The organism is Methylobacterium sp. V23 (assembly GCF_002917135.1).
Classification (GTDB): Bacteria; Pseudomonadota; Alphaproteobacteria; order Rhizobiales; family Beijerinckiaceae; genus Methylobacterium.
This window is the reverse complement of sequence record NZ_PDHT01000011.1, coordinates 134,975-159,104: the sequence shown is the minus strand read 5'-3', so window position 1 is coordinate 159,104 and position 24,130 is coordinate 134,975. Positions and strand designations below refer to the sequence as shown.

At 69.8% G+C, this 24,130-nt stretch carries 19 protein-coding genes; 14 read left to right on the top strand and 5 right to left on the bottom strand.

What is annotated here, in order from left to right; genetic code table 11:
• Positions 1-77 precede the first annotated feature (77 nt).
• From CRT23_RS12840 to CRT23_RS12810, 7 genes are all read left to right on the top strand, one after another.
• The gene (locus CRT23_RS12840; protein ID WP_103710010.1) at positions 78-1,640 is read left to right on the top strand and encodes an efflux transporter outer membrane subunit; all 1,563 of its coding nucleotides are present in this window, start codon (positions 78-80) and stop codon (positions 1,638-1,640) included.
• 231 nt (positions 1,641-1,871) lie between these two features.
• On the top strand, positions 1,872-4,616 hold the full coding sequence (gyrA, locus tag CRT23_RS12835; protein WP_103710009.1) for a DNA gyrase subunit A: 2,745 nt from the start codon (positions 1,872-1,874) through the stop codon (positions 4,614-4,616).
• Between the two features lie 120 nt (positions 4,617-4,736).
• Complete coding sequence (gene coaD / locus CRT23_RS12830; RefSeq protein ID WP_055950541.1) at positions 4,737-5,237, top strand: pantetheine-phosphate adenylyltransferase; 501 nt, start codon at positions 4,737-4,739, stop codon at positions 5,235-5,237.
• Positions 5,238-5,288: 51 nt separating this feature from the next.
• Positions 5,289-5,834: a peptidylprolyl isomerase gene (locus CRT23_RS12825; RefSeq protein WP_055950670.1), complete on the top strand. Its 546-nt coding sequence runs from the start codon at positions 5,289-5,291 to the stop codon at positions 5,832-5,834.
• A gap of 46 nt (positions 5,835-5,880) precedes the next feature.
• The gene (locus CRT23_RS12820; RefSeq protein ID WP_103710038.1) at positions 5,881-6,309 is read left to right on the top strand and encodes a hypothetical protein; all 429 of its coding nucleotides are present in this window, start codon (positions 5,881-5,883) and stop codon (positions 6,307-6,309) included.
• Between the two features lie 4 nt (positions 6,310-6,313).
• Complete coding sequence (locus CRT23_RS12815; RefSeq protein ID WP_055950543.1) at positions 6,314-6,772, top strand: peptidylprolyl isomerase; 459 nt, start codon at positions 6,314-6,316, stop codon at positions 6,770-6,772.
• A 118-nt stretch (positions 6,773-6,890) separates the two neighbouring features.
• The gene (locus tag CRT23_RS12810) at positions 6,891-7,793 is read left to right on the top strand and encodes an EamA family transporter (protein ID WP_103710008.1); all 903 of its coding nucleotides are present in this window, start codon (positions 6,891-6,893) and stop codon (positions 7,791-7,793) included.
• A 4-nt stretch (positions 7,794-7,797) separates the two neighbouring features.
• Here CRT23_RS12810 and mobA read toward each other — a convergent pair whose 3' ends face one another.
• Complete coding sequence (mobA, locus tag CRT23_RS12805) at positions 7,798-8,418, bottom strand: molybdenum cofactor guanylyltransferase MobA (protein WP_103710007.1); 621 nt, start codon at positions 8,416-8,418, stop codon at positions 7,798-7,800.
• A 5-nt stretch (positions 8,419-8,423) separates the two neighbouring features.
• A complete protein-coding gene (locus CRT23_RS12800; protein ID WP_103710006.1) occupies positions 8,424-9,572 on the bottom strand; it encodes an Mrp/NBP35 family ATP-binding protein in 1,149 nt (382 codons plus the stop codon).
• 370 nt (positions 9,573-9,942) lie between these two features.
• On the opposite strand from CRT23_RS12800, the gene CRT23_RS12795 reads away from it, so the two are divergent.
• The gene (locus CRT23_RS12795) at positions 9,943-11,316 is read left to right on the top strand and encodes a GGDEF domain-containing protein (protein ID WP_103710005.1); all 1,374 of its coding nucleotides are present in this window, start codon (positions 9,943-9,945) and stop codon (positions 11,314-11,316) included.
• Between the two features lie 65 nt (positions 11,317-11,381).
• Positions 11,382-11,885, top strand: coding sequence for a pyridoxamine 5'-phosphate oxidase family protein (locus tag CRT23_RS12790; protein ID WP_055950557.1), 504 nt, complete (start codon positions 11,382-11,384; stop codon positions 11,883-11,885).
• A 234-nt stretch (positions 11,886-12,119) separates the two neighbouring features.
• Here the strand turns inward: CRT23_RS12790 and CRT23_RS12785 are convergent, their stop codons facing one another.
• The gene (locus CRT23_RS12785; protein ID WP_103710004.1) at positions 12,120-14,282 is read right to left on the bottom strand and encodes a molybdopterin oxidoreductase family protein; all 2,163 of its coding nucleotides are present in this window, start codon (positions 14,280-14,282) and stop codon (positions 12,120-12,122) included.
• Positions 14,283-14,512: 230 nt separating this feature from the next.
• On the opposite strand from CRT23_RS12785, the gene CRT23_RS12780 reads away from it, so the two are divergent.
• Positions 14,513-15,988 (top strand): PLP-dependent aminotransferase family protein, encoded by a 1,476-nt coding sequence (locus tag CRT23_RS12780; protein WP_181017339.1) that lies wholly within the window; start codon positions 14,513-14,515, stop codon positions 15,986-15,988.
• A 307-nt stretch (positions 15,989-16,295) separates the two neighbouring features.
• Positions 16,296-17,588, top strand: coding sequence for a nicotinate phosphoribosyltransferase (locus tag CRT23_RS12775; RefSeq protein WP_055950567.1), 1,293 nt, complete (start codon positions 16,296-16,298; stop codon positions 17,586-17,588).
• A gap of 7 nt (positions 17,589-17,595) precedes the next feature.
• Here the strand turns inward: CRT23_RS12775 and CRT23_RS12770 are convergent, their stop codons facing one another.
• Entirely contained in the window at positions 17,596-18,618 is a 1,023-nt protein-coding gene (locus CRT23_RS12770) for a methyl-accepting chemotaxis protein (protein ID WP_280951980.1), read from the bottom strand.
• A 601-nt stretch (positions 18,619-19,219) separates the two neighbouring features.
• Here CRT23_RS12770 and CRT23_RS12765 point away from each other — a divergent pair.
• From CRT23_RS12765 to CRT23_RS12755, 3 genes are all read left to right on the top strand, one after another.
• Positions 19,220-21,184 (top strand): AI-2E family transporter, encoded by a 1,965-nt coding sequence (locus CRT23_RS12765; protein WP_103710037.1) that lies wholly within the window; start codon positions 19,220-19,222, stop codon positions 21,182-21,184.
• Positions 21,185-21,288: 104 nt separating this feature from the next.
• The gene (gene hisN / locus CRT23_RS12760; protein WP_103710036.1) at positions 21,289-22,077 is read left to right on the top strand and encodes a histidinol-phosphatase; all 789 of its coding nucleotides are present in this window, start codon (positions 21,289-21,291) and stop codon (positions 22,075-22,077) included.
• Positions 22,078-22,239: 162 nt separating this feature from the next.
• On the top strand, positions 22,240-22,983 hold the full coding sequence (locus CRT23_RS12755) for a dienelactone hydrolase family protein (protein WP_103710001.1): 744 nt from the start codon (positions 22,240-22,242) through the stop codon (positions 22,981-22,983).
• 154 nt (positions 22,984-23,137) lie between these two features.
• On the opposite strand, the gene CRT23_RS12750 is transcribed toward CRT23_RS12755, so the two are convergent.
• Positions 23,138-24,121: an alpha/beta hydrolase gene (locus CRT23_RS12750; protein ID WP_103710000.1), complete on the bottom strand. Its 984-nt coding sequence runs from the start codon at positions 24,119-24,121 to the stop codon at positions 23,138-23,140.
• Between the last annotated feature and the right edge of the window lie 9 nt (positions 24,122-24,130).

Here is a 24,130-nt window from a genome sequence, read left to right as displayed (position 1 = left end):
ACGCCGCCGGCCGCGTTGACTTCGATCCCGGCCCGGCGCCTCTACGGCCAGGGACGGCGACAGGATTCCTTGGCACCATGGCGGCATCCTCCCCGATCGCGGCGCGCGCCGGCCGGAGCCATGCGCGCGCCCTCCGTGCGAGCCTGCTCGCTCTGGCAGTCACCGGCCTCGGCGGCTGCGTCGTCGGCCCGGACTACGTGCCGCCGGCCGATCCGCCGGCCATCCGCTACACCCGCGAGCCCCTGCGCAACCCGACCGCCACCGACACCATCCGCACCGCCCATGGCGGCTCGGCCGACCAGACCTTCGTCTCCGGGGCCGACGTGCCGGGTCAGTGGTGGACCCTGTTCCGCTCCCCAGCCCTCGACCGCCTGGTGGCAGAGGCGCTCGCCAACAACCCGAACCTCGATGCCGCGCAGGCCTCCCTGCGGATCGCGCAGGAGAACGTCGAGGCGCAGAGGGGCACGCTGTTCCCGGTGGTGAGCGCCAACGGCCTCGGCTCGCGCCAGAAGGCGCCCGGCGGTGCCCTGCAGGGGCCGCTCAACGACACCCGGCAGCTGTTCTATAGCCTCTACACGCCGCAGGTGACGGTCTCGTTCACGCCCGACGTGTTCGGCGGCAACCGGCGCCAGATCGAGTCCCTCGAGGCCCAGGCCGAGAACCAGCGCTTCCAGCTCGAGGCGACCTACCTGACGCTGACGACGAACGTCGTCCTGGCGGCGATCCAGGAGGTGTCGCTGCGCGCCCAGATCGACGCCACCCGCAAGGTGATCCAGGCCCAGACCGAGGTCCTGAACCTCTACAACAAGCAGCTCGCCCTCGGGCAGATCGCCGGGGCCGACGTGGTGGTGCAACAGGCCGCCCTCTCGGTCTCGATGCAGCTGCTGCCGCCCCTGGAGAAGCAGCTCGCCCAGCAGCGCAACCTGCTGACCGCCCTGGTCGGGCGCCTGCCGAGCGAGGAGATCGCGCCCATCTTCACCCTGGCCTCCCTGCGCCTGCCCACCAACCTGCCGGTGAGCCTGCCCTCGCGCCTCGTGCAGCAGCGCCCGGACGTGAAGGCGGCGGAGGCCAGCGTCCAGCAGGCCAGCGCGGCGGTGGGGGTCGCGGTGGCCAATCGCCTGCCGCAGTTCAACATCACCGCCAATGGCGGTGCCAGCGCGGTGCGGATCGCGCAGCTCGCGACCTCGGCCGCCTCGTTCTACGGCATCGTCGGCACCGTGGCGCAGCCGATCTTCGACGCCGGGACCCTGTTCCGGCGCCAGCGCGCCGCGGAGGAGACGCTCAACGAGGCCCAGGCGCAGTACCGGGCCGTGGTGATCGGCGCCTTCCAGAACGTCGCCGACACCCTGCGGGCGCTCCAGTCCGACGCCAGGGCGGTGGCGGCGGCCTCGGCCGCCGAGCGGGCCACCAACGAGAGCCTCGGCCTCATCCGCAAGCAATACGCGGCCGGGGCCCTGAACAGCACGCAGGTGCTGATCGCGCAGCAATCGTACCTCTCGGCCCTGGTGACCTCGGCGGGCGCGCGCGCCAACCAGTATGCCGACACCGCCGCCCTGTTTCAGGCCCTCGGCGGCGGCTGGTGGCACCGCGCCGATGTGAAGCCGGCCCCGCCGAGCACCGATCCGGCGAAGTTCCTCTAGGGACGGGGTCGGCGTGCCCCGGCGTCCAGGCGCGGCTCGCGCAAACCGTTCGTTACCAGGGGGTTAAGCCGCGATTTGTTGGCCTGAACGGACGAGATGCGCTATAGCTTTGGGCAGAACACCGCACGGTCCGGCTCAGCCGCCGGAGACGCGCGCGACAACGCCGTGAGCGGGCGGCGCCCATCCTTGCCGCCGACGCTCCGGCCCCCGGACAGGTAGAGACCGAAGACCTTGGCAGAGAACGACATTCCGGGCGCCGGCACGCCGCCGCCCGCCTCCGACATCAAGCCCGTCTCCATCACCGACGAGATGAAGCGTTCCTACCTCGATTACGCCATGAGCGTGATCGTGAGCCGGGCGCTTCCGGACGCGCGCGACGGCCTCAAGCCGGTGCACCGGCGCATCCTCTACTCGGCCTACGAGAGCGGGCACCTGCCCGAGCGCAAATACGTCAAGTCGGCCCGCATCGTCGGCGACGTGATCGGTCTCTACCATCCGCACGGCGACCAATCGATCTACGACGCCTTGGTCCGCATGGCGCAGGACTTCTCGATGCGGCTCATGCTCATCGACGGGCAGGGCAATTTCGGCTCCGTGGACGGCGATCCGCCGGCCGCCATGCGCTACACCGAATCGCGCCTCGCCAAGCCGGCCAACGCGCTGCTCGCCGACATCGACAAGAACACCGTCGACTTCCAGCCGAACTACGACGAGTCGCGCGAGGAGCCGACCGTCCTGCCGGCGCGCTTCCCCAACCTCCTCGTCAACGGCGCCGGCGGCATCGCCGTCGGCATGGCCACCAACATCCCGCCGCACAATCTCGGCGAGCTGATCGACGCCTGCGTCGCCCTCATCGACGATCCCGGCCTGTCGATCGAGCAGCTCACCGAGTACGTGCCCGGTCCCGACTTTCCCACCGGCGGCTCGATCCTCGGCCGCGCCGGCACCCGCCAGGCCTACGCCACGGGCCGCGGCTCGATCATCATGCGGGCGAAGTCCCACACCGAGGAGCTGCGCAAGGAGCGCGAGGCGCTGATCTTCACCGAGATCCCGTATCAGGTGAACAAGGCGACGCTCATGGAGAAGATCGCCGAGCTGGTGAAGGAGAAGCGCGTCGAGGGCATCTCCGACCTGCGCGACGAATCCGACCGCGACGGCATGCGCATCGTCGTCGAGATCAAGCGCGACGCCATGGCGGACGTGGTGCTGAACCAGCTCTACCGCTTCACGCCCCTGCAATCGTCCTTCGGCTGCAACATGGTGGCGCTGAACGGCGGCCGCCCGGAGCTGATGAACCTCAAGGACCTGCTCCAGGCCTTCGTGGACTTCCGCGAGGAGGTGGTGTCCCGGCGGACCAAGTTCCTCCTCAACAAGGCCCGCGAGCGCGCCCACGTCCTGTGCGGCCTCGCCATCGCGGTGGCCAACATCGACGAGGTCATCCGCCTGATCCGGACCTCGCCCGATCCCAACACCGCCCGCGAGGCGCTGATGGACCGCGACTGGCCGGCCCACGACATCGCGCCGCTCATCGCCCTGGTGGATGATCCGCGCCACCGGGTCGCCGAGGACGGCACCTACCGTCTCTCCGAGGTGCAGGCCCGCGCCATCCTGGACCTGCGCCTGCAGCGCCTCACGGCCCTGGGTCGCGACGAGATCGGCGACGAGCTGAAGAAGCTCGCCGACGAGATCGCGGACTACCTCGACATCCTGCGCTCGCGCCTGCGCATCATGGGCATCGTCAAGGACGAGTTCGCGGAGGTCCGCGAGGCCTACGCCACCCCGCGCCGCACCGTGATCCTCGACTGGGACTCGAACGTCGAGGACGAGGACCTGATTCAGCGCGAGGACATGGTCGTCACCGTGTCCCATGCGGGCTACGTCAAGCGCGTGCCGCTCTCGACCTACCGGGCCCAGCGCCGCGGCGGCAAGGGCCGCTCCGGCATGTCGACCCGCGACGAGGATTTCGTCACCCGCCTGTTCGTGGCCAACACCCACACGCCGGTGCTGTTCTTCTCGAACCAGGGCCAGGTCTACAAGGAGAAGGTCTGGCGCCTGCCGATGGCGGCGCCGAACGCCCGCGGCAAGGCCTTGGTCAACATCCTGTCGATGGATGCCGGCACCGAGCGCATCACCACCATCATGCCGCTGCCCGAGGACGAGGCCTCCTGGGAGACCCTCGACGTGATGTTCGCCACGGCGAGCGGCAGCGTGCGCCGGAACAAGCTCTCGGACTTCGTCCAGGTGAACCGCGCCGGCAAGATCGCCATGAAGCTCGATGCGGGTGACCACATCGTCCACGTGGAGATCTGCCGCGCCGACCAGAACGTGCTGCTCACCACGCAGGCCGGCCAGTGCATCCGCTTCCCCGTCGAGGACGTCCGGGTCTTCAAGGGTCGCGATTCTACCGGCGTGCGCGGCATCAGCCTGGGCAAGAACGACCGCGTCATCTCGATGACGATCCTCAACGCCTTCGACGCCTCGCCCGAGGAGCGGGCGGGCTACCTCAAGATGCGCCGCGCCGTGATCGGCGACGGGGTCGAGGGCGAGGAGACGGCGAGCCCCGAGGCGGAGGAGGGCGTGGCCGAGGCCAGCGCCATCTCCCTGGACCGCTACAACGAGATGGGCGCCGCCGAGCAGTTCGTCCTCACCCTCTCCGAGCGCGGCTTCGGCAAGCGGACCTCGTCCTACGAGTACCGGACGTCCGGCCGGGGCGGCAAAGGCATCACGGCGATGCGGGTCAATGCCCGCAACGGCAGCCTCGTGGCCTCCTTCCCGGTCCAGCCGTCCGACCAGATCATGCTGGTCACCGATGGCGGGCAGCTCATCCGCGTTCCGGTGGACGACATCCGCATCGTCGGCCGTGCCTCGCAGGGCGTGACGGTGTTCAACACGGAGAAGACCGAGAAGGTCGTGTCCGTGGAGCACATCGAGGGCGAGGACGAGAGCGAAGCCGGCGACGAGGCCGTGCAGGGCTGATCGCACCCCCTCAAGCGGACGGCCCCGGGGCCGTCCGTATCGCCGGGCGTGGAGTTAGCCCGTTTTCGTGTCGGGACCGGAGGTTCCGTTTCGGGTGGAAATGCTCTACCCCGGGCCGCGATGATCCGCACCGCCCTCTACGCCGGCTCGTTCGACCCGGTCACGAACGGACACCTCGACGTCATCCGTCAGGCGTGCCGGCTCGTGCAGACCCTCGTCATCGCCATCGGCGTGCATCCCGGCAAGGCGCCGATGTTCTCGCCCGAGGAGCGGGCGGAGCTCCTGCGCGCCACCTGTACGCCCCTGGCCGAGGCCGAGGGCACGGCGCTGACGATCGTGACCTTCGACGACCTCGCGGTGACCGCGGCGCGGCGGGTGGGGGCCAGCGTCTTCATCCGAGGCCTGCGCGACGGCACCGACCTCGATTACGAGATGCAACTCGCCGGCATGAACGGCGCCATGGCGCCGGAGGTGCAGACCGTGTTCCTGCCTGCCTCCACCGGCGTCCGGCCGATCACCGCCACCCTCGTCCGCCAGATCGCCGCCATGGGCGGCGACGTCTCGCCCTTCGTGCCGCCCCTGGTGGCGACGCGCCTCGCGCAGCGCTTCCGGGCGGCCTGAGCCCTCCTTCGCCACGACCAACGAAAGCATGCTGACCCCATGGCCTTTGGACTGAATCGCCGCATCGCCCTCCTCGCCGTTGCCGGCCTCCTCGCGACGGCACCCGCAGCCTGGGCGGTGGACGACAACACGGTGTACCTCGACACCAAGGATGGCCGCGTCACCATCGAGCTGCGCCCGGAGATCGCCCCGAAGCACGTGGCCCAGCTCAAGACCCTGATCAAGCAGGGCTTCTACAACGGCCTTAAGTTCCACCGGGTGATGGACGGCTTCATGGCCCAGACCGGCGACCCGAAGGGCAACGGCACCGGCGGCTCGAGCCTGCCGAACATCCCGGCCGAGTTCTCGCAGGCACCGTTCCGCCGCGGAACGGTCGGCATGGCCCGGTCGTCCGACCCGAACTCCGCCAATTCGCAGTTCTTCATCTGCCTCGGGGACGCGCCCTTCCTCAACGGGCAGTACACCGTGGTCGGCCTCGTCTCCTCGGGCATGGAAGCCGTGGACGCGATCAAGAAGGCGGCCCCCGGCGCGGCGGGCGGGGCGGTGCAGAATCCCGACAAGATCGTCAAGATGCAGATGGCGCAGGGAGCCAAGTAGTTTGCGAGGCGGCGCCCACCTGGGAGCTCTCGCGGCGCTCGTCGCCGTGGGGCTCCCCGCGCGGGCGGCGCCCTTCACGGGCCCGCTGACCCTACCCGAAACCCTGCGCGGCACCGTGCAGGTCCCGCTGAGCGGCCTGGCCGACGGCGCGAACCCGGCCGATACGCTGCGGGACCTCTATCCCGCCCTCGCGGCGTGCTGGGAGGTTCCCCGGGGCCTGTCCCCCTCGGCCCGGGCCGAGATCACCACCCGCTTCGCGCTTCGGCGGGACGGCAGCATCATCGGGACACCGCGCGTCACCTTCTCGGCGCAGCCTTCAGACACCCGCGCCCACCGCATCCTGTTGGATGCGACCCTGGCGGCGATCCGGCACTGCACCCCGGCCCGGATCACCCCCGCCCTCGGCGCGGCCATCGCGGGGCGCCCCATCGCGCTCCGCTTCATCTACCAAGGATCCAAGGGAAAAGGAGTCTAGACCCATGGCAGAGACCGAGACCATCATCCTGGAGACCACCAAGGGCCGCGTCGTGATCGGGCTCCGCCCCGACCTCGCCCCCAACCATGTCGAGCGCCTGAAGACGCTCGCCGCCCAGGGCTTCTATGACGGCGTCCCGTTCCACCGCGTGATCGACGGCTTCATGGCCCAGACCGGCGACCCGACCGGCACCGGCTCGGGCGGCTCCGACCTGCCCGACCTCAATGCCGAGTTCAACGCCGAGCCGCACGTGCGCGGCACCTGCTCGATGGCGCGCACCAACTTCCCGCACTCGGCCAACTCGCAGTTCTTCATCTGCTTCGGCGATGCCCGCTTCCTCGACAAGCAGTACACCGTCTGGGGCAAGGTCGTCGAAGGCATGGACGTGGTCGACACCCTGAACAAGGGCGAGCCGCCGCGCTCCCCCGACAAGATCGTCAAGGCGACCGTCGGCGCCGCCTGATCCGGCCCGCACAATCCGGGTTCAGAGGGAAGTGTCCGCGCGAAAGTGCGGACACTTCTTTCGTTTCAGGGCCCGCCACGGCTTGGCAGGCCGCTCGCCAACTGGGACATGGCGGCCCATGACCGGCACCCTCCCGCTTCGCGACATCCTCCTTGCCCTCGCGGTGGTGGCGGTCTGGGGCACGAACTTCGTCGTGATCCGGATCGGGCTCGACCACCTGCCGCCGCTGTTGTTCGCCGCCCTGCGCTTCGTGCTGGCGGCACTGCCGGGCGTGTTCCTTCTGGCCCGCCCGGCGGTCCCTTGGCGCAACCTCGCCGCCTATGGCCTGCTGATCGGGGCCGGACAGTTCGGCCTGCTCTTCATCGCCCTGCGCGGCCACATCGCCCCCGGCCTCGCCTCCCTGGTGATCCAGGTCCAGGTCTTCTTCACCATCGGCCTGTCGATGCGGCTGACGGGAGAGCGCGTGCCCGGCCACCAATGGGCAGCCCTCGGTCTCGCCGCCGCCGGCCTCGCCGTCATCGCTGCCCATACCGACGCCGCGACGACACCCTTCGGCCTCGGGCTGGTCGTCTGCGCCGCCGCGAGCTGGGCCGGCGGGAACATGGCCGCCAAGCGCAGCGGGGCGAGGGCCATGCTGCCCTACGTCGTCTGGGCGAGCCTGTTCTCGGCGCCGCCGCTGCTCGCCGCCTCGTTCCTCCTCGAAGGCTGGGAGGCCATCCGCGACGGGCTCCTGCGGGCCGACCTGACGACCTGGGGCGCGGTGGTCTGGCAGTCCGTCGGCAACACGATGTTCGGCTATGCCATCTGGGGCCGGCTGCTCGCGCGCCACCCCGCCGCCCAGATCACCCCGATGGCCCTGCTGGTGCCGGTCTTCGGCATGGGGGCTTCGGCCTTCTGGCTCGGCGAGCCGCTGCCGGCCTGGAAGCTCGGCGCCGCCGGCCTGGTCCTCGGCGGCCTCGGCCTGGGGCTCCTCTACCCGCGCTGGCGTGCCCGCGCCGCGGTCGGGAGCGCCCCGACCTGAGGCGTCAGGGGTCGTCGGTCCCGGCGAGGCGGGCCTCGGCTGCCGCCAGGTCCTCCGGCGCGTTGATGTTGGCGAAGGGGTCGGAGGGCTCCACCGGCCAGGACACCGCCACCGCACCGTGGCGCCTCAGGAAGGCGCCGACCCGGCGCTCGCCGCGCGTGACCAGGGCCTCGCGCAGCTCCGCCCGCAGGGCCACCGGCCAGAGCGCCACCGTGAAGTGCTCGCGCCCACCCGACGCCGCCATGGCGATGGTACCTTCCCGCCCGGCCGCTTCGGCGAGACGGGCGACGAGATCGTGGGGCAGGAACGGCGCGTCGCCGGAGACGCTGGCGACGTGGCGCGTGCCCGGATGATGGGCCGCCGCATGCTCCAGCCCCGCGAGAATGCCGGCCAGCGGGCCCGGATTGTCCGGCACGCCATCGGGCACGATCATGCCCGGGAAATCCGGGAAGCGGCCCGGATCGCCGTTGGCGTTGAGGATGACACCGGCCCCGCACTGGGGTGCGAAGCGGGCGAGCACGCGGTCGAGCAGGGTGCGGCCACCGAGCGTCCGCAGGGGCTTGTCGCCCCCGCCCATGCGGCGCGCCAGCCCGCCGGCGAGGATCACGCCCAGCACCGGCGCCATCGGGGCTACTCGATGACGATGCGGGGCGCCGTCCGCGGCGCGGGGCCGCCGGTCAGGTTGCCCCAGAGCTTGGCGGCGATGCCGCGATAGACCTGCGCGTGCGGCCCGTCCGGGTCCACCGCCACCACGGGGCGACCCGCATCGGAGGTCTCGCGGATCGTCATGTTCAGCGGCACCTCGCCGAGGAACGGCACGTCCAGCCGCTCGGCCTCGGCCCGCGCACCGCCATGCCCGAAGATGTGCGAGGCCGTACCGCAATGCGGGCAGATGAAGGTCGCCATGTTCTCGATGACGCCGAGGATCGGAACCGCGACCTTGCGGAACATCGTCACGCCGCGGCGCGCGTCGATGAGGGCCAGGTCCTGCGGGGTCGAGACGATGACCGCCCCGGAGAGCGGCGTCGCCTGGGCCATGGTCAGCTGCGCGTCGCCGGTGCCCGGCGGCATGTCGACCACGAGCACGTCGAGCTCGCCCCAGGCGACCTCGCGCAGCATCTGGGTGATGGCCGACTGCACCATGGGGCCGCGCCAGATCATCGCCGTCTCGGGCTCGATCAGGAAGCCGATCGACATGACCTTGATGCCGAACCCTTCCATCGGGGCCAGCAGGCGCTCCTCGATGACGCGGGGCTTGCCCGACAGCCCGAACAGCTTGGGCACCGAGGGGCCGTAGATGTCGGCATCGAGCAGGCCGACCTTGAGGCCCTGGGCCGAGAGGGCGAGCGCGAGGTTACAGGCCGTGGTGGACTTGCCGACGCCGCCCTTGCCGGAGGCGACGGCCACAATGTGGCGCACACCTGGAAGGGCCGGGCCGGTCCGCGGCGGCGGCGGTGCGGCGGGACGGCCGGGGGAGGGCGGCTGCGGAGCCGCGGCCTGCGGGGCATTCTGGGCCGGCTGGTTCGGGCCGCGCTCGGAGGTCAGGCTGGCGAACACGCCCGAGACGCCCGGGGTCGCCAGGATCGCGCCCTCGGCCCGACGCCGGATCGGCTCAAAGCGCTCGGCCTCGCTGGGGTCGATCAGGATCGAGAACATCACTCGGTTGGTGGGGTCCACCACCACCTGGGACAGGCGCCCGGAGGCGGGCAGGGTGGTGCCCGCGGCATCGACGGTCACGGTCGAGAGCACCTTCAGCACGTCGTCACGGGTGATCGCCAAGGTTCGGGCTCCTTGCCGCGTCCGACCGGAGGGCCGAGGCGCAGCGACAAACGGGGGTTCGCGGACGCTGCGGCCTTGCCCGGCCCACCCGCGACGAACCCATGCGACAGCACAGGCGGTGCCTGAGCGCAAGCGCTTCCCTGGGCTGCCGAGGGCGAGACCCCTCGTCGCGGCCGGGTCTCGACCGTTCGGAGACGCGGCGCCGCGCCGGACTTCGGCGCCGGAGTTTTCCGCGAGGGCGTTCAGGTTTTGCTAGGCATGAGTCGACGGGAGCGCCACTGTTTTGCGTCCGCTCGGCCCGCCGCGACGTTCGCTGCAACACAGAGAGATCGCCCGGCGGCGGCCTCGACCGTTGCAGGATCGCCCATCCGTGTACGCCTGGATCCGAAACAGGGTTTCCGCTCCCGCGCGGCCGTCGCGGCTGCGTTCGCGGGGCGACGTCGCCCAGGGCGACCTGACCATGAGCCCGTACCTGCTGCGGTTCTCCCGCCCCGTCTCGGCGCGCTACGAGATCGATACCGGCCGGGAACGGGCGCTCCATCTGCGCCGGACGATCCTGATCGGGCTCATCTTCCACAACGCCTACAACCTGACGACCGCGCTGCTGATGCCGGGCATGCTGCCCCTGGCGATCGCCCTGCGGCTGTTCCTGGTCACGCCCCTCGGGCTGCTGCTCGCCTGGTCCGTCACCCGGATGCCGGGGCCGCAGCGCGAGCGCATGGTCACCGCCACGATGCTGCTGGTGACGGCGGTGCCGATCCTGCTGTTCAGCCTGGAGCGGGAGGCGATGAGCGCCATCTGCTACATCGAGTACCCGCTGATGATGGTGTTCGCCACCATGATGCTGGTGCTGCGCTTCCCCCATGCGCTCATCCTGACCGGCCTCAGCGCGGCGGCCTCGTTCGCCAGCATCGCCCTGCGCACGGATCTCGCCCCGGAGCTCGCCCTCTGCCTCGCGTTCCAGACCGTGGCGGGCGCCTTCTTCGTTCTCTACGGAAACCACCAGATCGAGGGCGTGCGCCGCCGGGCCTACCTCGTCTCCCTGCGCGAGATCCTGCGCTCGGCCGGCCTCGAGCAGGATCGCCGGGTCCTCACCGTGCTCTCGGAGACCGATCCCCTGACGGGCCTCGCCAACCGCCGCGCCCTCGATGCCGCCCTGGCCAAGACCACCCGCGAGGCCCGGGGTACCGCCCTGCTGATGATCGACGTCGATCACTTCAAGCGCTTCAACGATGCCTACGGCCACCCGGCCGGCGATGCCTGCCTGCGCCGGATCGCGGAGGCGATCGCGGGAGAGACGCGCGGCGGGCGCGACTGCGTCGCCCGCTACGGCGGCGAGGAGTTCTCCGTGCTGATGCGCGGCTGCGACGCCCGCGCCGTCGCTCGGGTCGTCCGACGCCTGCGCGCCCGCATCGCCGGCCTCCAGATCCCGCACGTGGCCCGGGGCGACGGCCAGCCCTTCGTTACCGTAAGCATCGGCGTCGCCGTGAGCCCGGCCGGCCGGACCACCACGCCGGCCGAGCTCGTGGCGGAGGCGGATGCCGCCCTCTACCAGGCCAAGGGCCTGGGCCGGAACTGCCACGTCGTGCGGGCCATCGGCGACGCGGCCGTCATCCTGGACGATCGCCGCCTCGGCCAGTTCGGCGCGATGCGTCGGAAGCCCGCGCGATCCGCTCCCCCGGCGGCCCTCGCGCCGCCGGCCCCGGCGCGCCTCTCCGAAACCAATGCGGTCCTGGCTCGTTGAGCACACGATCCGGCTGCCGATCACCGCGCCGGAAAGCCTTTCGACGAGTTGGAGACTGCAATCCCATGCACCAGGGCAACCACCGCGACCACGAGGGCGCCAAGAAGCTGTTCGCCCTCATCCAGGACGTCAAGGTCGCGATGATGACCACCGCCGACCAGGACGGGAAGCTCTACAGCCGCCCGATGTGGTGCCAGGAGGCGGACGAGAACGGCGACCTGTGGTTTTTCACCAAGCTGCACTCCCCCAAGACCGCCGAGATCAGCAAGGACAACCAGATCAACCTGGCCTACTCGGATCCGTCGAACCAGACCTACGTCTCGATCGCCGGCAAGGCCGAGATCGTGACCGACCAGGCGGTCATCGACGACAAGTGGAGCGAGAGCCTCAAGACCTGGTTCCCCAACGGCAAGGACGACCCCGAGGTCGCCCTCCTGCGCGTCCATCCCGAGAAGGGCGAGTACTGGGACAGCCCGAACGCCACGATGCTGCACATCTACGGTTACGTGAAGGCCGCCCTGACCGGCGAGTCGCCCAAGACCGAGACCAAGAAGGTCGACCTCGCCTGACGCTCAGGCGCGGGTCTGGGCGGGGGCGGCGTGCCGAGGGGCGCGCCGCCCTCTTCGTTTGGGCGGTCCCGCATGGGGACGGGCCAGGGTGCCGCGTCGGGATCGCCTTACGGTCGTGCGGAGACCGCGTCCATGCCGGGTGCCCGCAAGATCCGGTGCCAGGCAAAAAACAAGCGTCCCGTGGGACGCTTGCGTCCTTTCATCGAAGGGTCGTGCCGCTCACCGGCGTCGGCCTCAATTCGCCCGGGCTACCTCGACCAGGTTGTCCGAGAAGGACGGCGCGTGGCCCATGTCGGTGAAGGCGTGCGACGAGATGCTGTTCACCGTGCCCTCGTTGAGCTGGCGCCAGTAGCCCAGCGTCGCCACCACGATGCCGGCCTTCACGTCGTCGGTGATGCGGGCCACGCCCTTGAAGGCGCCGCGGTCGTTGGCGACCTGGACCTTGTCGCCGTCCCGGATGCCGCGGGCGTCCGCGTCGACCTGGTTGATCATCACGAACTGCTCGCCCTGGCCCTTCTGCTTGTCCTCCATGTTCGCGTAGCAGGAGTTCAGGAAGTAGTGGCTCTTGGGCGAGACGATGTTGAGCGGGAAGCGCTTGGCGAGCTCCGGGTCGTTGGTGTGGGATTCGCGCGGACCCAGGTAGTCGGGCAGCGGATCGAGCGCCTCGCCGGGCTGGAAGCCCTCGTACATCTGCCGGAACGGCGGTGCGACGAAGTTCGTGGCGCCCTCGACCATGAACATGCACTTGCCGGTCGGCGTCGGGAAGTTGCCTTCCTTGTGCGGAGCCCGATCGTCGGGCGTACCGACCTTGAGGCGGGCAAAGCCGTGCTCGCGCATGTACTGCAGGTCGATGCCCTCGCAGGCCGGCGCGTTCCAGTCGACGTAGTGCTCCAGGCACTCCGTGTCGGTCCACTTGAAGTTCTCTTCCTCGAAGCCGAGCCGGGTGGCGAGCTGGCGGAAGATCTCGTTGTTCGGGATCGCCTCGCCGGGCGCCTCCGCGCACTTGGTGTTGTAGGTCAGGTAGAGGTGGCCCCAGGACAGGATCATGTCCTCCATCTCCGCGCCCATCGTGGCGGGCAACAGGATGTCGGCGTAGGAGGCGGTGTCCGAGATAAAGTGCTCGGCGGAGACCATGAACAGGTCCTCGCGCATCAGCCCCGCGACGATCTTGTCGGTCTCGGGCGCCTGCGTCACCGGGTTCGAGTTCCAACACATCATCGACATGATCGGCGGGTCGAGCTGCAACTCGCCGGTGAGCGCGCGTCCGATCTGCAGGTTGCTGACCACGCGGGTCCCCTCGGGGATCAGGTCGGGCCGGCACATCACGTCGAACTTGTAGGGGTGCTCCCAGACGCCGAACTGCGTGACGCCGCCGCCGACATGGCGCCAGGCGCCCGTCAGGGCCGGAATGGACGAGACGGCCCGGATGGTCTGGCCGCCGCCGTAGTGCCGCTCCAGCGCCACGCCCATGCGGATGCCCACCGGCTGCTCGGTCGCCATTTCGCGGGCGAGCTTGCGAATGTCGTCGGCGGAAACGCCCGTGATCTCGGCGGCCCATTCGGGCGTGCGGGTGCTGGCCCGCTCCTTCAGCTCCTCGAAGCCGACCGTGTAGTTATCGACGTAGTCCTGGTCGACGAGGCCCTGTTCGATGATGGAGTTGATCAGCGCCATGGCCAGCGCGCCGTCCGTGCCGGGTTTCGGCGCGATGTGCCAGTCGGCCGCCTTCGCCGTGCGCGAGGCATAGGTGTCGATCACGACGACCTTGGCGCCCTTCTTCTGCGCGTCCTTGACGATGGCCCAGTGATGCAGGTTCGTGCTGACCGAGTTGCAGGCCCAGATCACGATGTACTTGGAGTGGATGTAGCTGTCCGGATCGAGCCCGGCGGTCGGGCCGACGGTGAGCAGCCATGCCGTGCAGGAGCCCTCGCCGCAGAAGGTGCGCTCGGTCACGGTGGCGCCCATCCGGTTGAAGAAGGCGTCACCGCCGTTCAGCCCGTGCACGAGGCCCTGGTTGCCGAGGTAGCTGTACGGCGCGATCGCTTCGGGGCCGTACTGATCGATGATCGCCTTCCAGCGCGTCACGATGGTGTCGAGGGCCTCGTCCCAGGTGATGCGCTCGAACTGTTTGGAGCCCTTCGGCCCGACCCGCTTCATCGGGTAGAGCAGCCGATCCGGGTGGTAGTGGCGCTTCTCGTAATCCTTCAGCTTCACGCAGAGACCGCCCCGGGTCATCGGATGGTCCGGGTTGCCGCGCACGCCGAGCAGCTCTCCGTCCTTGACCTCGAACAACATCGAGCAGGTGTCGGGACAATCGTGCGGGCAGCCGCCGAAGAAGGTCTCGGTCAGGCTCTCGGCCTGAGCGACCAGCAGGGAGTCGGGCTTGACGATCTCGTTCATGTTTCCTCCACGGCCGAGCGTCCCGCCTTATTGTTCCTGGCGGGCCGGCCCGATGCGCGCACACAATGCACTCAAGTGCTAACAATTCCAAATTTTGGCATGGCGAAAGGGCCAAAAGAGTGCCGGGATATGGTACCAACCGTTTTGTCGCGGCTGCGGACCGAGCCCTCGGACCCGAAGCGTCGCGGTGCGGACAGGGCTGCGCTGCGGGTCGCACGAAGCCGGACGGGATGGCACGTGTGGACCTGACGCTGACGCTGGACTTCGGGTCCGAGACGCCCCTTCAGGCGCAGGTCTTCAATCAAGTTCGCGAGATCATCCTCGACGGCCAGCTCAAGGCCGGGATGGCGCTGCCGCCGAGCCGGCTGCTGGCGGAGCGCCTTCGCGTGTCGCGCAACACGGTGATGCTGGCCTACGAACGCCTGACGGCCGAGGGTTACGTCAAGGCGCGCGGGACGGCGGGCCTGTTCGTGGAGCCGATCCCGCCGGACAGTCTCCTGCTGATCCAACGCGGCAGTCGCTCGCTCACGAACGGGCCGGTGCCGGACGCGTCGAGCGAGCCACTGCTGTGCTTCGCGGGCTCGCCCGGCGGCGGTGGGGACCGGCCCGAGTTCGACTTCTGGGTCGGGCGGTCCGATCCGGCCGGGTTCCCGCTGCCGATCTGGCGACGGATCGTCATGCGTCTCCTGGGGCGGGAAACGGCCTATCTGACCGATTACTGCGATCCGGCCGGTCTCCCGGCTCTGCGCACGGCCATCAGCACCCACCTGCGGCGGGCCCGGGCGGTGGCGGTCACCGAGGATCAGGTCATCGTGACCACGGGGGGTCAAGAGGCTCTGAACCTCGTCTTCACCCTGCTGAAGGGGCATACCCGGCAGCTCTGCATCGAGAACCCCTGCTACCTCGGCGCCTCGCTGATCTTCAGGAATGCCGGCCCGGCCATCCATCCGGTCCCCGTCGACGGCGATGGCCTGCGGACGGACCTCCTGCCCACCGCCAAGGGCAGCCTGCTCTACGTCACGCCCTCCCACCAGTTCCCCACCGGGTCCACCATGCCGTTGACGCGGCGCCTGGCTCTCCTGCGATGGGCGGAAGAGACCGACAGCTACATCGTCGAGGACGATTACGACAGCGACTTCCGGTACGACGGGCCGCCGCTGACCGCCCTGGCCGGCCTCGATGGGGGACGGCGGGTCTTCTACGTCGGGACGTTCTCCAAGTCCGTCGGGGCGGGCCTGCGCCTCGGCTACGCCACGGTCCCGCGCCTGTTCTGGGACGAGGCCCGGATGCTGAAGGCCCGGATGAGCAACGGGCAGGCCTGGCTGGAACAGGCCGCCCTGGCCGCCTTCATCGACGAGGGGCATTTCGACCGGCACCTGCGCCGGTTGCGGCAGGTCTACAAGGCACGACGGGACTGCCTCGTCGCGGCGCTGCGGGCGGCGTTCGACGGGGCCGTCGTCCTGGGCAGCGAGAGTGGCCTGCATCTGGTCTGGCGCCTTCCACCCGGTTTTCCACCCGCCCGGCAGATCCAGAGCATGGCCCGCGCGCACGGCATCGGCGTCTACGCCCTCTCCAGCGGAGCCGCCTACGACTTCGATCCCGAAGCCCGGGACGACATGCTGGTCTTCGGGTACTCGTCGCTCACCGAGATGCAGATCGAAGCGGCGATCGGCACGCTGCATCGGATGCTTCAGGCACCGGGCTGAAGCATCCGATGCAGTGGCAGTCCAAGGCATCGATCGGTCCAGAGGGCGTGTCGCCGGCATGGCCTCGACGACCGCTCCCCGATCCCGCCCACGGCGTGACTCCAGCCTCGGGGTCGAACGACGCGGCGCCCGCCGCGGCGCCATCGGTCGTCACCATCCACCGTCACTCCGTGGGTCTGGGGTCGGCGATGCGCCCCCGGCCGCACCCCCACCCCGCGTGGCGACCGATTGACTTGACCCGCGGTGCCGTGCGCCTCTGCGGCCGCGCGGACGCCGGGGCGTCCTCAGAAGGACCGTGATCCGAACCATGCTCGATCTTGCCACGCGGGTGTACAACCACAGCTTCAAGATCGACCCGATCGTCCGGTCGCTGCTCGACACGGACTTCTACAAGCTCCTGATGGCGCAGACGATCTTTCGCCGCCACCGCGATGCCCGCGTCACCTTCGGAATCCAGAACCGCTCGCGCCAGGTCCGGCTTGCCGAGTTCGTCGATGTTGGCGAATTGCGCGAGCAGCTCGACCATGCCCGCTCGGTGCGCCTGAGCCGGGGCGAATCCACGTGGCTGCGCGGCAACACCTTCTACGGCCAGCGCCAGATGTTCTCGGCCGATTTCATGGACTGGCTCGAGGGGTTTCGCCTGCCGGACTACGAGCTGGAGGCCCGGGACGGGCAATACGTGCTGACCTTCCACGGCCCCTGGATCGAGACTACCATGTGGGAGGTGCCGGCGCTCGCCATCCTCAACGAGCTGCGCACGCGGGGCGTGGTGCGCCACCTCGGCAAGCTCGACCTGCAGGTGCTCTATGCCCGCGCCATGACCCGGGTCTGGGAGAAGATCGAGCGGCTGCGGCGCCTGCCCGGCCTCTCCATCGCGGATTTCGGGACCCGGCGCCGTCACGGCTTCCTGTGGCAGGACTGGTGCGTCGAGGCCATGCACGAAGCCCTGGGCGACCGCTTCCTCGGCACCTCGAACTGCCTCATCGCCCTGCGCCGCGAGGTGGAGGCCGTGGGCACCAACGCCCACGAACTGCCGATGGTCTACGCAGCGCTGGCCGACGACGATGCGGGCCTCGCCCGCGCGCCCTACGACGTGCTCGCGGACTGGCAGCAGGATTACGCCGGCAACCTGCTGGTGATGCTGCCCGACACCTACGGCACCACGGGCTTCCTGGCGAACGCCCCCGACTGGATGAACGCCTGGACGGGCATCCGCATCGACTCGAAGGAGCCGATCGCCGGCGGCGAGGAGGCCATCGCGTGGTGGCGGTCCCGGGGCTCCGACCCCCGCGAAAAGCTCGCGATCTTCTCCGACGGGCTCGACATCGACACCATCGAGGCGATCCACGCCCATTTCCACGGCCGGATGCGGATCGGCTACGGCTGGGGCACGCTGCTCACCAACGACTTCCGCGGCCTGGTGCCGGACGGCCGCCTCGACCCGATCTCCATCGTCTGCAAGGTGATCGCCGCCGACGGCCGCCCCACCGTGAAGATCTCCGACAACCCGTCGAAGGCGATCGGCCCGGCCGGGGAGATCGCCCGGTACACCCGCGTCTTCGGCGATGCGGGGCAGGCCGCGATGCCGGTCCTAGTCTGAGCGGCCCTCACTCCGGCGACTGGACGATGACGCCGTACCAGCCGAGGCCCGCATAGGTCTCGTAGCCGGGCGTGCGGTGGAAGGCGACGATTCGGCCGGTCCGGGGATCCTGGTCGGCGCCGCTGATCCGGCCGCCGGCCGCCAGCGGCAGGGTCTCCTCGAGAACGCCGCGCCCGTCCGAGGCGGCGATCACCCGGTGGCGGGCATCGACGAGGAGCACGCGGGTGCGGGCCCGGTCCTCCTGCGCCACCCGCACGCCGTCGACGATGGCCCGGGCCTGGGCCTGCCAATCGAAGTGGATCGCCAGGACGCCGATCGGCCCGGCCCGGCTGTCGCCGTCCTGGCGGACGCTGGCGCAGTAGGTCGCCACCTGCGCCCCGCCGAGGCCGGGTTGCCCCATCACGTCGGCGGCGACGTAGGCGTCCCCGTCGGGGAGGGCGGCCGCGCGCCGGAACCAGTCCTGGTCGGCGACATTGCGCCCGACGAGACCGGGATAGCGGTTCGGGCGTCCATGGGCGATCACGTTGCCCTTCAGGTCGCAGAGCCAGAGGTCGAGATAGACCGTGTAGGCATCGAGGATGATGCCCAGGCGCCGGGTCGCGTGGGCGGCGGCATCGGTGCTCGGCTCCGCCGCGCAGGCGACCAGGGCCGCGTCGGTGGCCCACCAGCGCACGTCGCAGGTGCGCTCGTAGAGGTTGCGGTCGATGAGTTCGACGGCGTTGAGGGCGAGGTCGATCAGCCGTTGGGTCTGGGACGCGTCGGCGAAGCTTCGGACCTGGACCTGGAGGCCGGCGATGCGGTTCGAGAGCTCGACCTCGAGGGCGCGGGCCACGGTCTCCACCTCGGCGCCGATCGCCCGCACCTCCTGCGCCACCACCGAGAAGCCGCGGCCCATATCTCCGGCGCGGGAGGCCTCGATCAGGGCGTTGAGGGCGAGCATCTTCACCTGGCCGGTGATCGACTGGATGCGCCGGCTCTTGTCGGAGGCGATGCGCTGGAGCTCCGCGATCTCGGTGGCAATGCCGCGCAGGTTGGTGGCATCCGCCGCGCTGGGTCCGGTGCCAGCATCACTCGCCGTCTCGTGCACAACTGCCTCCAGACAAATCCGGACGGGCCCCGTCCTCTCGCTGTCGAAGAGCTTACGCAACTCAGCTTATATTTCCATTAAAACCAATCGTTTCGCGTGCACATCGGGTCCGATCACCAGACTTATCTTATGTTTAGCGCCGATCCCGCAGCAGTCCCACAGACGTCAGCCGAGCCCTGTGCGTGTTGTTAAGGCGATGAACACGATCGAAGCGTCCATTTTGTGCACGCCTGGGTCGAACCGGCCATGGTTCAAGAAACGCGCGAGGATCGACGGAGCGCTCGTCCCTCCGCGGACACGCAAACGCGCAGGATGACGTCGCCCGGGTTGCCAGATACGCTCAGGATCGGGCCGAACGCTGCGATCACCTGGGCGACGCCAGCGCTCAGCTATGCAACGAATGCAGGCCGGACCCGCCTCGATCACGGTTTCGCGACGCGATGAACCCGGGGGAGGGATCGATTCTCGCAAGCGCGTCGTTCTCTACGCCGCAATGCCCGCCACGCCGGCGGCCCGCGCGTCGCGTCTCGAAAACGGAATCGGAATGGCCCTGCGATCCCCCCCGAAGCCGTCCCTCGTCCCGCCGCGACCCACGCGCATCGCGGCCGCCGGCACCCCGACCCAGGCCCTGACCTCGCCGATCATCGTCGCTGCCCTGATCATGGCGGGCCTGTATGTCGGCCGTGACGTCCTGATCCCGATCGCCATCGCGATCCTGCTCTCCTTCGTCCTCGGCCCCCTGGTGAACCTCCTGCGGCGCTGGCATTTCGGCCGCTTCCTCTCGGTGGCGGCCTCGGTCGTCCTGGCGCTGGGCACCGCCGCGTCCCTGGCGACGCTGATCGGCGTTCAGCTCGCCGACATCGCCAAGGACGTGCCGCGCTACCGCAGCACCATCGAGCGCAAGATCGAGGGTCTGAACGACACGCCCGCCGGACGCCTCGCCGGCTACGTCGCGAGCATCGGCCGGACGATGCACGAGAGCCACGAGGAGCCCAAGCCCGAAGCCAAGCCTGAGCCGAAATCCGACTCGCAGGCCAATCCGGCCCCGCCCGAGAAGGCGATCCTGGTGGAGGTCAAGGAGCGCGTTCCCGGACCGGTGACCATGGCGGGCACGCTGATCTCGCCGATCCTGCACCCCCTCGCCACCATCGGCATCGTGTTCGTGGTGCTGCTCTTCCTGCTGATGCAGCGCGAGGACCTGCGCGACCGCATGATCCGGCTCGCCGGCTCCAGCGACCTCCACCGCACCACCGTGGCGATGGACGACGCCGCCAAGCGCCTCAGCCGCTACTTCCTGGTCCAGCTCGGGCTCAACGCCGCCTTCGGCCTGGTGGTGGGCATCGGGCTCTACGGTCTCGGCGTGCCGAACCCTGTCCTGTGGGGCATCTTCTCGGCGCTGATGCGCTTCGTGCCCTATGTCGGCGCCTTCGTGTCGGCCCTGTTCCCCCTGGCGCTGGCCGCCGCGATCGATCCCGGCTGGTCGATGGTGATCGGGACGCTGATCCTGTTCCTGATCCTCGAACCCCTGGTCGGGCACTTCATCGAGCCGATGCTCTACGGCCAGTCCACCGGCATGTCGCCCTTCGCGGTCCTGGTCTCGGCCCTGTTCTGGACCTGGCTCTGGGGACCCGTCGGCCTGCTCCTGTCCACGCCGCTGACGGTCTGCCTCGTGGTGCTCGGGCGCCACGTGGACAAGCTCGAATTCCTCGACGTCCTGTTCGGCGACCGGCCGGCCCTGACTCCGGTGGAGAACTTCTACCAGCGTATCCTGGCCGACGACCCGGATGAGGCGCAGGAGCATGCCGACCTCATCCTGAAGACCTGCTCGCTCACCACCTACTACGACGAGGTGGTGGTGAAGGGCCTCGAACTCGCCGCCCGGGACGCCGCCCGCGGCGTGCTCACCACCGAGCAGAAGAACGACATCCGGGCCAGCGTCGGCGGCCTGATCGAGGAGATGGCCGACCGCGACGACCTGCGCAGCGACACCGAGGCGAAGGCGGATCCCGACGCGCCGCGCCCGGACCCGGTGCCGGAGGCCTGGCGGCCCGACGGCACGGTGCTGTGCGTCGCCGGGCGCAGCTTCGTCGACGAGTCCGCCTGCGCGATCCTGGCCCAGCTTCTCGCCAAGCGCGGGATCGGCACGCGGGTGGTGCCGTTCGCCGACGTGGCGCGGGCGCGGATCGATGCCTTCGACCCTGGCCCGGCACAGCTCATCTGCATCGTCTCGATGGCGATCAGCGGCGAGCCCACGCACCTGCGCCGGCTGGCCGACCGCCTGCGTCGCAAGCTCCCGCGGGCCTGCTTCGTCCTCGGTCTCTGGCAGGCGGACGATGCCAGCCTCGACGAGGCGACCCGGCGCCGGGCGGTGGAGGCCGACATCCACGTGTCGTCCCTCAAGGCCGCCGTGGAGGCCGTTGTGGCCACCGCGCACGGCACCCGGAGCCCGGCCGAGACAGCGCCCGAGGTCGAGACGGAATTCGCCCGGGTCCAGCCGATGCCGGTGTGACGACGCGGTTTTGGGCTTGACCGTCGCCCCCTCCGTCCGCTTCGCTCGCCAGCGATCCCGATCGGGATTGGCCTGACAGGCACCTGCCGGAAAGAGGTATGCCGATGAGCGTCGTCGATCTCGCGCGGTTCATGGACGATCTCGCCGCGGCCTCGGGGCATGCGATCCTGCCCTTCTTCCGCGCCGCCTTCGGCATGGACGACAAGGCGCGGGGCGGGGCCGCCTTCGATCCGGTGACGGAGGCCGACCGGGCCGCCGAGGTGGCCATGCGCGGGATGATCCGGCGCGACCTGCCGACCCACGGCATCCTGGGCGAGGAGTTCGGCGCGGAGAACCTCGATGCCGAGTGCGTCTGGGTGCTGGACCCCATCGACGGAACCCGCGCCTTCGTCGCCGGCCTGCCGACCTGGGGCACCCTGATCGGGCTGACCCATCACGGCGCGGCGGTGCGCGGCCTGATGCACCAACCCTATCTCGGCGAGCTGTTCGCCGGCGATGGCGCGCAGGCCCGCCTGCGGTCGCCCCGCGGCGAGCGCACCCTGCTGACCCGTCGCGGCACCGCCCTGGACCAGGCGGTCCTCGCCACCACCGACCCGCGCCTGTTCGCCGAGGGTGTGGAGCGGGAGCGCTTCCTGGCCCTGGAGCGCGCGGTGCGCCTGTCCCGGTACGGCACCGACTGCTACGCCTATTGCATGCTGGCGGCCGGACAGATCGATCTGGTGGTGGAGGCCGGCCTCAAGCCCTACGACATCGTCGCGCTGATCCCGATCATCGAGGGGGCCGGCGGCATCGTGACGACCTGGGACGGCGGGCCGGCCACCGGGGGCGGGCGTATCGTCGCCGCTGGGGACCCCCGCCTGCACGAGGCGGCGCTGCGCCACCTCAATCCCTGAGGCGCCCGCCCCGAGTGGCCCATGAGATCCTGCGCCCGGCGGGCTGAGGCCGACGCTTCGTCCCCATGCGTGAGGTCCGCTGCGGGTGGTTTGCGGTCGGTCCGCTGCCGGTCGTAAAGGGTTCGAAGCGGGCACTGCAATTGTCCGGCTGAGGAGCATCCCATGCCGATCGAGCAAGTCACGATCCGGACGCGCGACGGCGATTGTCCTTCACACGTCGTGACCCCCGCAAGCGGCGGACCGTGGCCCGCGGTGGTCTTCTACATGGACGCAGGTGGAATCAGGCTGGCGATGCTCGACATGGCTCAGCAGCTGGCTGAGGCTGGCTACATCGTCCTGCTGCCGGATCTCTTCTACCGCTACGGACCCTACGGGCCGTTCGTGCCGAAGGAAGTGTTCGCGGGCGACTTTCGCGCAGTCCTCAGGCCGCTGATGGCCACAACAAGTCCCTTGAAGGCCGCTGAAGATGCAGGGGCCATGCTGGCTTACCTCGATACGCGTGCCGACGTTGAAGGCCACAAGATCGGGGTGGTGGGCTTTTGCATGGGTGGCGGCATGGCCTTGGCCACAGCGGGAACTTATCCCGAGCGGTTCGCCGCGGCTGCAAGCTTTCACGGGGGCAATCTTGCGACCGATGCGTCGACGAGCCCCCACCTGTTCACTGACAAGCTAAAGGCGGAAGTCTACATCGGCGCGGCGGAGAACGATGGCAGCTACTCGCCTGCAATGGCCGAGCGGCTGGAGGGGGCTCTGACGGAGGCTGGCGTGCAGTTTACAACGCGGACCTATCCGGCCGCGCATGGCTGGATGATGCCGGACTTCCCTGTTTTCGACCCTGCTGCGGCAGAGCAGGGTTGGAGCGCAATGCTTGCGCTCTTCGGCCGGACCCTGCACGGCGGCGAGTGATGACATGGAAGCTGATCCAGCGTCCGCTTACCGGCAGGCCGTGAAATGGCCTCAACGGCGAGGTCGGGTCGAAAGCAGCCCCCGCGGCACAGGTCTCCCGCATCGGGGACCGCCAGACGTCCCTGACGCGCACGCCTCCTCTTGACCCCTCAGGTTACGCCTCCTGCCGAACGCGGGCGTCGGTCGGCTTGGTCGTGTCGGAGCCGGGCATGAAGGCGTCGAAGGCGGCCCAGAAGTCCTGACGGATGCTGTCGCGCTCCGACAGGATCTCGTGCCGGGCATCGGGCAGCACCAGGATGTGCCCGGCGCGCAGGCCGCGGGCGAAACGCTCGGTGGTGCGGGTACCGCAGACGGGGTCGGCGCCCGCCGCGACGATGAGCGTCGGCACCGAGATCCGGCCCGGCACGCGCGGATCGGCGAGGCGCTTCATCGCCCGGAAGGCGCTCGCGAGCCAGGCGATGCTCGGATCGCCGACGGCGCCGGCCCCGACATCCCGGGCGGCCGCCGCGTTGCGGGCATAGCGCTTCGGATCGCGGCACAGGCGATTGCCCGGATAGGGCTTCGTCGCGATCGAGACCGCCGAGCCGAAGGGAATGTAGCGCCGGCCCCAGCCGATCGCGTGCAGGGCAGCGGCGAGGAGGGCCGCCCCGGCGGGCCAACGCACCATGCGGATCGACAGCATGGGCGCCACCATGACGACGCGCCGGAACGGCAGCCAGCCGTCATGGGCCCCGGTCAGGGCGACGGCCCCGCCCATCGAGTGCGCGAGGGCCAGATGCGGATGCGGCATCAAGGGATGCAGGATGTCATCCTCGATCGCCTTCAGGTCGAGACGGTAATCGTCGAAATCCGCGACGTGGCCCCGATGCGGATCGTCGACCTGTCGCTGCGACTCGCCCTGGCCACGCCAGTCGAAGGCGACGACCGCGAAGCCCCGCCCGCGCAGGTCGGCGATGGTCTCGTAGTACTTCTCGATGAATTCAGCCCGGCCCTGGAGGAGGCAGACGGTTCCCTTCACCAGGCGGGTGGTCGGGCGCCAATGGGCGGCGCGCAACTCGATGCCGTCGTCGGTGCGCACCGCCTTGAGGGCACCGCCCGGCGGAACGGGATTGTCGGGGGTGGAGCGCAGAGTCAGCATCGACGAAGT